This window comes from Wohlfahrtiimonas larvae (assembly GCF_002006755.1).
Taxonomy (GTDB): Bacteria; Pseudomonadota; Gammaproteobacteria; order Cardiobacteriales; family Wohlfahrtiimonadaceae; genus Wohlfahrtiimonas; species Wohlfahrtiimonas larvae.
This window is the reverse complement of the sequence record NZ_MVDO01000057.1, coordinates 1-7814: the sequence shown is the minus strand read 5'-3', so window position 1 is coordinate 7814 and position 7814 is coordinate 1. Positions and strand designations below refer to the sequence as shown.

Sequence of the window (7814 nt, the reverse complement as noted above, 5' to 3'; positions counted from 1 at the left end):
TCAAATAACTGCGTAACCCACTTATTAAACGAGCCATATCATCAGGCTTCATCAAGCTTGGTGTGCCACCACCAATGAAAATCGTACGAATAGTTCTTCCCCAGATTTTGGGGACAATTTCAACAATATCTGCCAATAATGCATCCACATAATCGACTTCATAAGAATCATTTTTTAACTGATGTGAATTAAAATCACAATATGGGCACTTCTGAATACACCAAGGAAAGTGTATATATAAACTTAATGGAATCATATATCTCGCGGCTTAAAAATCTGCAAAGGCTTTCGGTACTTTTGGCATTTCACGTTTATGTCGTGAACGATCATGCCAATGCTTAATGATAGCACTAGTTTCTGCAGAAACAGGTTCACCACGCAATGCACGGTTCATTTCCGTATAGCTTAAACCAATCTCACCTTCATCTGTTTGTGATTCCCATAAACCACCTGATGGTTTTTTCTCAATAATTGAAGCTGGCACACCTAAATAACGCGCTAAATCATAAACATCATCTTTCATTAGATGAAAAAGCGGCACAACATCTACGCCACCATCACCATACTTTGTGAAGTAGCCCATTTGCCATTCTACTTGATTATCTGTGCCTACAACTAAAGCATTACGAGCTTGCGCGATAGCATATAAAGTTACCATTCTCAACCGAGCTCGCACATTACCATCAATCACACGGGCATCAGTATCTGTTTTACCATAAAGATTCTGCGCACCAACTGTTTGATAAAATGTTGTATGCGTTGCAGATAAATCGATAGTAGCATGATCTAATTGACAAATGTCTAATACCTTTTGTGCATCTAACAAATCTAAATCATTACTATGGCAAGGCATCATCACTGCAAAACTATTTTTTAAATCCGCCCTTGCTAATAAACAACTCACAACAGCAGAATCGACACCACCACTCAACCCCACAACGAAACCATCTAAATGGCGTAATTTTCGTTCTTCATGCAACCATTCTATAAGATGATCTACATAACGTGAGAGTTTATTATCCTTCATAAATAACCTTTTCTAGTTTTGGATTTGGCCAATAAGCACGGCCTGCTTTAGCTTGTGGTTGCCCATCTAATAATACATTATCTCCAGTGAAGCCAACATTAATTTTAATTAAACTCGCCCCCACTCCATAAACATTAATGGGTACATTATGTCTTTCAAATTCACTGATTTTTTCAGGTGTTAAACCACCACTGACAATAATATTCACATGCTGATAACCTTCAGCATCTAATGCTTGACGCAATGCAAAAACTAATTCTTTATTACACCCACGCGGATCAAATTGTCCCAATAAATGTGGATTGCGCATAAAATATTGATCCACCATATTGCCAGATGTATCAATACGAACACCTGCTAATTTATCACCTAACGTACGGGCAACTTTGAGTGAATCTGTGATGACATCATTATGATAATCTACCAAAACAACTAATCGATCTTCTGGAAAAGTTTCACGATAAGCTTCAGATGCCGCAACAATATCGCCATCAAAAAGCTGAATCAATGCATGTGGCATTGTTCCAACGCCCTCTTTACCCCACCACTCATTCATTGCATGAGTAGCCTGTGCTGAACTACCACCAATAAAAGCAGCATAACCATCACCTGCTTGCTGGCTAAAATGATCATTACGATCTGCCATAAATAGGATAGATTTAGTTCCAGCTGCTTTGACAACACGATGAACATTTGTCGCGACAGAACTCCGTCTTGCTAAAATGCCATCAATGAGCCCTTCTAAATAACCAAAATCTTCATACTTGCCAGTGATGGTAAGCACTGCTTCAAAAGCATTAATCATATCACCATCATGCAATGCTGAAATTTCTAGTTGTTCTGGGTTTTTAGCAAATGTATGCAAAAGCGCAATAGATTCATCTACGCCACAGACGATAACATGATCTTTACGTTGAAAAAACTGCATAGTAACAATACGATTTTTACAATGTTTTTTGGCCAGCTCTGTAGTTTTTAAAAAATATACGGCTGAAAACCAACCATCTTTTATACGCTCATCAAATTTAAATGTTTGATTGGTTAAACGTTTAATTTTGCCCTGTTGTTTTAACTCTAATTCTTTCATAGTCAGCGTCAATATTTGTTAGGTGCGCTATTATCGCATGTTTGTAAAAAATATCAAACTTATTGATCCATTATATCTCTGTACCAAAAACACTCACCGCCCGCCCTACAAAATCATCACTAGTTAATTGATTTATAATGGAATTTGCAACATCTTTTCGGCTAATACAACCTGCTGTTGTTAAATCCTCAGTTGTTGAAAATTTATACATACCTGAAGCTTCATGATGAGTCAAACCCCCTGATCTAACTATGATCCAAGGGAAGTTTTGAGTGTATAAAAATTCTTCAGCTTTTGTTTTTTCGATGAGTGCCTCACCTAAGACTTTTTTAATATTTTCGTTTAATTTACTAAACTGATTACCCGCCCCCATGGAAGTAATTAAGATAAATCTTTCAATCTCCAATGCATATTTTTCAATTGCTTGAATAACATTAATATTACCAATACCATCTATTCGCTGACCTTGAGAATTTTTACCCCCTAAAGTTGAAATCACAATATTAGGTTTTGCCACATTCATTGCATTGATACAATCATCCAAGATAAAAGCATCACCTCTAATGATCTCAACACCTAAATTAGATAAAGCATCACTTGAGCTCTCTGATCGCAACATAACAGCAACTGAGTGCCCTTCATTGAGTAGAGATTCAACAATATGAAGCCCTAAGTTTTTACTACCACCAAATACTAATATTTTTGCCATATCTATCCATAAGCTATGAAAATAAATGATTGATTATGATATATAAATCATAATCAATTCCATACCACAATCAGATTAACTGATTAAATAACGCAGATCCTCCATACGTCCAAAATAGAATCATCACCGCGTATCGAAATGTTTTACCAATAAATAAATAGATCATACAAGACCAAATGGGTAAACGTAGCCAACCTGCCGCTATTGGTAAAGCATCACCTATAAATGGAATCCATGAAAATAATAAAATAGAGCTACCATATTTACTTAATGAACGCTGTACTCTCTGTGAAGGCAGTTTTTTAGGAGGAATCAGTCGTCCTAAAAAATAAGATAATATTGCACCCGCACTATTACCAATACTCGCAACAATCCATGCGATTAAAGTATATCCCGGATGTTTTTCTAAAAATGCCATCAAAGCAACCTCCGAACTGCCAGGCAAAATAGTTGCCGAAGTAAATCCAGAAACAAAAAGCAAAACTAAAGCAGTATAAAAAGAGGTCATATTCTTATTAATATATGGAATGAATAGTTTTATCAGTATGAGTATTCATGATTCATCTGACAAGTATTATCATTCATAATAAAAAAGACTAATATTGTTCTACACAAACAACAAAGCCAGCTCATCGAGCTGGCTTTTCTTAATTACCCTTCAGCTTTCCACTGATTATCCAATAATTGCTCTTGGATATTTTTCACAAACTCTTCTAAGTCTGCACGAGTCATTTCCATACGTGAGCCATAACGCTCATTTTCGATGGAAGTTGCATGTTCAATCACGAATTTATCTTCGCCTTCTTTAATCAAACTGAATTCTTCCGCATCTTTATCCATGCATCTATAACCAACCATTTGGATATTATTATAAACAACATTTTTATTCAGTTGTGACATAGTAAACCTCTTTCATCCGTTTAAAAACAGGCGACATTATAACTTCTTCGACTAAAAAAATCTGATTTTAATTTACAATGGCTAACATTAAGAGTATTTAGATGCTTTTAGTCTTTATTATTCACATTTACCAAAGCCATCATTACCCACAACTGAACCGTCATAAATCATATTCTGTGAAACAAGTTCACCTGCTTCATTCCAGTTTCGACAGAGTCCATTACTTGTACCATCTTTATATTCTTTTTGATTTTTTATCTGTCCAGACTCATACCATTCAGTCATTAAACCATCGAATTTTTCTTTCTCATTTTGTTCATATTCCCACTGTAAATTTCCATTTTCATACCAGAACTGAATTACAAACTTATTTTTATCTTCATGAAACCTACTTTCTCGCTTTTTCTTTCCATTTGCATACCAAGAAATGGCTTTACTAAGCTTTGGATTTTCTTGTGAAATAAATACCTTACTTTCTAATCTTCCATTTTTATACCATGAAAGCTGTTCTCCTTCTGTCTCCCCATTTAAATAAAAATTCTTGTATTTCAGTTGGCTATTTTCATTATCGTAATAACTTAAAAATTCACCATCTCTTACATCATCTTTATAATTTGCTTCTTCAGCTTTTCGGCCACTTTTATGCCAAATTAAATATTTTCCTTCTTTTTGCCCATCAACTAATGTGTATTGATATTTATCCCCAGCTTTATCTATACCTTCAATTAATTCTATTTTTGCGGTTCCTGCTTCAATACGTTTGCGACGTTCTTCATAAAACTGTTTTTCATCTTCCCTAACTTTCGCAGTATCTTCATGAATTTCTTTATATCGTTTTACAACATATTCATTACGTTCTTTGATTAAACGAGCCTGTTCCTTTTGTTGGTAATTTTGGTACTGTGAATAACCAAAATAGCTACCACCTAATACAACAATTACAGCCAACCCTATTAATCCATTCTTCAACATATCCATTCCCTAGCTACTTATTTTTATCGTGTAATTCTTTAATGCCAAACAAAAGCCCAATAATATTCTATTGGGCTTTGAAATATAATCTACTTATTAATTAAATAATAATTTGATTAATCACTACTTCGCATTCAATAAATTTGGTAAACCCAAAGAAATAGATGGAATATAAGTAATCAAGATTAAGAAGAATAATAAGATCAATAACCAAGGCATTGCAGCTTTGATTGTTCGAGTGATTGGCATCCCTGTCACAGCCGATGTTACGAACAAGTTCAAGCCAACTGGCGGCGTAATCAAACCAATCTCCATATTCACAACCATAATAATACCTAAATGGATCGGATCAATGCCTAATTCCATGGCAATTGGAAAGAAAATTGGTGCTAAAATCATGATCACCGCAGAAGGTTCCATAAAGCTACCTGCAATCAGTAATACAATATTTACGATCACTAAAAACATCCATGGTGATAAGCCTTGCGCTGTTACCCATGATGCAATCGCTTGCGGAATCTGCTCCGTTGTTAATACATGTGCAAACAGCATAGCATTTGCAATGATGAACATTAACATCACAGTCATTTTGCCTGATTCCAACATTACTTTAGGGAAATCACGAATGCCCATATCTTTATAAATAAAGAGCGCAACCAAAGCCGAATAAACGGCAGCAACTGCTGCTGCTTCTGTTGGTGTGTACATACCTGAGTAAATTCCCCCCAAGATAATCACCATCAATAACAACCCCCAAACAGCACGTCTAAAGGAAATTATCCATTCTTTAAAGGTTGCACGTGGTTGTGCTGGAAACTTCTTAATGCGCGCCACGATATAGATCGCAATCATCAAAGCAACACCCAATAATAAACCTGGCACAATCCCTGCGATGAACATTTTGCCTACTGATTGCTCAGTTGCTGCTGCATAAACAACCATGACGATAGATGGTGGAATCAAAATTCCCAATGTACCTGCATTACAAACAATCCCTGCACCAAACTCTTTTGGATATCCTGATTTCACCATGCCTGCGATCGCAATTGAGCCAACCGCCGCAACTGTTGCAGGGCTTGAACCTGATAATGCCGCGAATAACATACATGCCAAAACAGCGCCAATCGCCAAACCGCCACGAACATGGCCAACACAGGTATTTGCAAAGTCAATCAAACGACGCGCAACACCGCCCGTTGTCATAAATGCACCAGCAATCAAGAAAAATGGAATTGCCAACAATGTTGTATGCTCTGATGTTTCAAACATTTTGATCACCAAACTACGTGGTGAATCTGGGCTAAAGAACATAATAGTCAATGCACTAGATAATCCTAATGAAATGGCAACTGGCACACCAATTAACATCAATACAAATAATAAAATGAATAAAAAGGCAATGGTCATGATTTCTCTCCTTTTTCTTCATGGCGCTGCACATCATCTAATGCTAAAGCATCCGCAGCTTCATCGGCTAAACCTAATGCATTTTGCTGATGCGTTACAATACGATAACCAATTTCTAAATAACGCCAGATTAATAAAAAGAAGCCGATCGGGACAATAATCGTCAACTGCCAACGCATAATGCCAAAACGATCCAAACCTTCTGCCATCGTACCTAAATTATAAAAATTTAATACCCAATCAATACTTGCAAATAACATAATCCCACCATATGCCACACAAGCACCTAAACCAATATACGCAAGAATACGTTGTATTTTTGTATTGAATAATTTCACCAATGCATCCACACCGATATGCCCACCAATACGCACACCATAAGACATACAAAAGAAAATTAACCATGCAAATGATGCTTTGGTGAATTCATTCGACCAGCTAAATGAGCTAGCTAAATCCATCATATAATCACCTGCATCTAATAAGAAGTTTTCAAACTTTGACTCTTCTTCCCCTGCGATCCAATCAGCCAATTTATAAAATGGCATATAAAGATTGTTCAACATCGTATAAATAAATGTTACAAGTGTCATGGCTGTGAGGATAAAGACCATCATAAAAATTTCTGTCTTTTGCCACAATTTGTCCATGAAGCGATAAGCTTTAATAAACATGAGATTCCCTTCATGATCTATAACGCAATAAACCCCTGATATTTTAAATATAAGGGGTTTTTCCTGCCAAAGCAGTCAATCACTATTGCGAAAGATCATTCTCTTATAATTATGGATTATTAGATTGAACAGCAGCTTCGATTAAATCTGCACCAATGTCGCCTTCAAATTTTTTCCATACAGGGCGAACTGCATCACGCCATTGTGCGCGCTCTTCAGGCGTTAATGTAATGATTTTTGTTGTCCCTGCGTCCAAAATACTTTGTTTTGCATCTTCATTCAAAGCATTTGCTTGCGCATTCACTTCCACCGTCACTTCAGCCAAAATAGCTTCTAATTCAGTACGAACATCCGCTGGTAAACCATCCCAAAATTTAGCATTCGTAATCACCATATAATCCAAAGTACCGTGATTTGATTCAGTGATATTCTTTTGAACTTCATGAATCTTTTGTGAATAAATGTTTGAGTATGGATTTTCTGCACCGTTTACAACACCTGTTTGTAAACCTTGATACATTTCAGCAAATGCCATTTTACGTGGGTTTGCACGCAATGCTTTAAATTGCTCTTCCAATACTGCAGATGCTTGTACGCGGAATTTCAAACCACGCGCGTCTTTTGGTGTGCGCAATTCTTTATTGGCAGACAATTGTTTCAAACCATTGTGCCAATAAGCTAAACCAGTGATACCTTTATCTTTCATACTCGTTAACAAACCTTGACCAGCTGGACTGTTTTGGAAACGATCCACTGCCGCCATATCATCAAAGATAAACGGTAAATCAAACAGTTGAATTTTCTTTTGATAATGTTCAAATTTTGCCAATGATGGTGCTAATAAATGAACATCCCCCAATAATAACGCATCCATTTCTTGTCCATCACCATACAATGATGAGTTTGGATAAACTTCTACTTTAACTTTGCCTGGCAATCTCTCTTCTGCTAATTTCTTAAACATTTGAGCACCTTGGCCTTTCGGTGTTGAATCTGCAACAACGTGTGCAAACTTAATCACAATCGGATTTTGCCCTT

Annotated in this window: 10 protein-coding genes; all 10 read right to left on the bottom strand. The window is 36.4% G+C overall.

The window, feature by feature from the left end; genetic code table 11:
- Positions 1–256 (bottom strand): radical SAM protein (locus BZK14_RS03880; RefSeq protein WP_143691319.1); only part of this gene is annotated, 256 nt, incomplete at its 3' end.
- 12 nt (positions 257–268) lie between these two features.
- Positions 269–1027 carry an NAD(+) synthase gene (nadE, locus tag BZK14_RS03875; RefSeq protein WP_077925275.1) on the bottom strand — a complete coding sequence of 253 codons (759 nt, stop codon included), beginning with the start codon at positions 1025–1027 and terminating at the stop codon, positions 269–271.
- On the bottom strand, positions 1017–2114 hold the full coding sequence (locus BZK14_RS03870; RefSeq protein ID WP_077925274.1) for a nicotinate phosphoribosyltransferase: 1098 nt from the start codon (positions 2112–2114) through the stop codon (positions 1017–1019). Before BZK14_RS03870 ends, nadE begins: the two co-directional genes overlap by 11 nt.
- A 70-nt stretch (positions 2115–2184) precedes the next feature.
- On the bottom strand, positions 2185–2823 hold the full coding sequence (locus BZK14_RS03865) for an NAD(P)-dependent oxidoreductase (protein WP_077925273.1): 639 nt from the start codon (positions 2821–2823) through the stop codon (positions 2185–2187).
- 70 nt (positions 2824–2893) lie between these two features.
- Positions 2894–3331, bottom strand: a complete 438-nt coding sequence (locus BZK14_RS03860; protein WP_077925272.1) for a YqaA family protein — start codon at positions 3329–3331, stop codon at positions 2894–2896.
- Positions 3332–3474: 143 nt separating this feature from the next.
- Positions 3475–3723, bottom strand: coding sequence for a hypothetical protein (locus tag BZK14_RS03855; RefSeq protein ID WP_077925271.1), 249 nt, complete (start codon positions 3721–3723; stop codon positions 3475–3477).
- A 117-nt stretch (positions 3724–3840) separates the two neighbouring features.
- Positions 3841–4695, bottom strand: coding sequence for a toxin-antitoxin system YwqK family antitoxin (locus tag BZK14_RS03850; RefSeq protein ID WP_171973632.1), 855 nt, complete (start codon positions 4693–4695; stop codon positions 3841–3843).
- Between the two features lie 123 nt (positions 4696–4818).
- Positions 4819–6102 (bottom strand): C4-dicarboxylate TRAP transporter large permease protein DctM, encoded by a 1284-nt coding sequence (gene dctM, locus BZK14_RS03845; protein ID WP_077925269.1) that lies wholly within the window; start codon positions 6100–6102, stop codon positions 4819–4821.
- Positions 6099–6776 carry a TRAP transporter small permease gene (locus tag BZK14_RS03840; protein WP_077925268.1) on the bottom strand — a complete coding sequence of 226 codons (678 nt, stop codon included), beginning with the start codon at positions 6774–6776 and terminating at the stop codon, positions 6099–6101. The genes dctM and BZK14_RS03840 overlap by 4 nt, the downstream gene beginning before the upstream one ends.
- A gap of 109 nt (positions 6777–6885) precedes the next feature.
- Positions 6886–7814, bottom strand: a 929-nt coding sequence (locus BZK14_RS03835; protein WP_143691317.1) for a TRAP transporter substrate-binding protein, incomplete at its 5' end; no start/stop codon positions are given.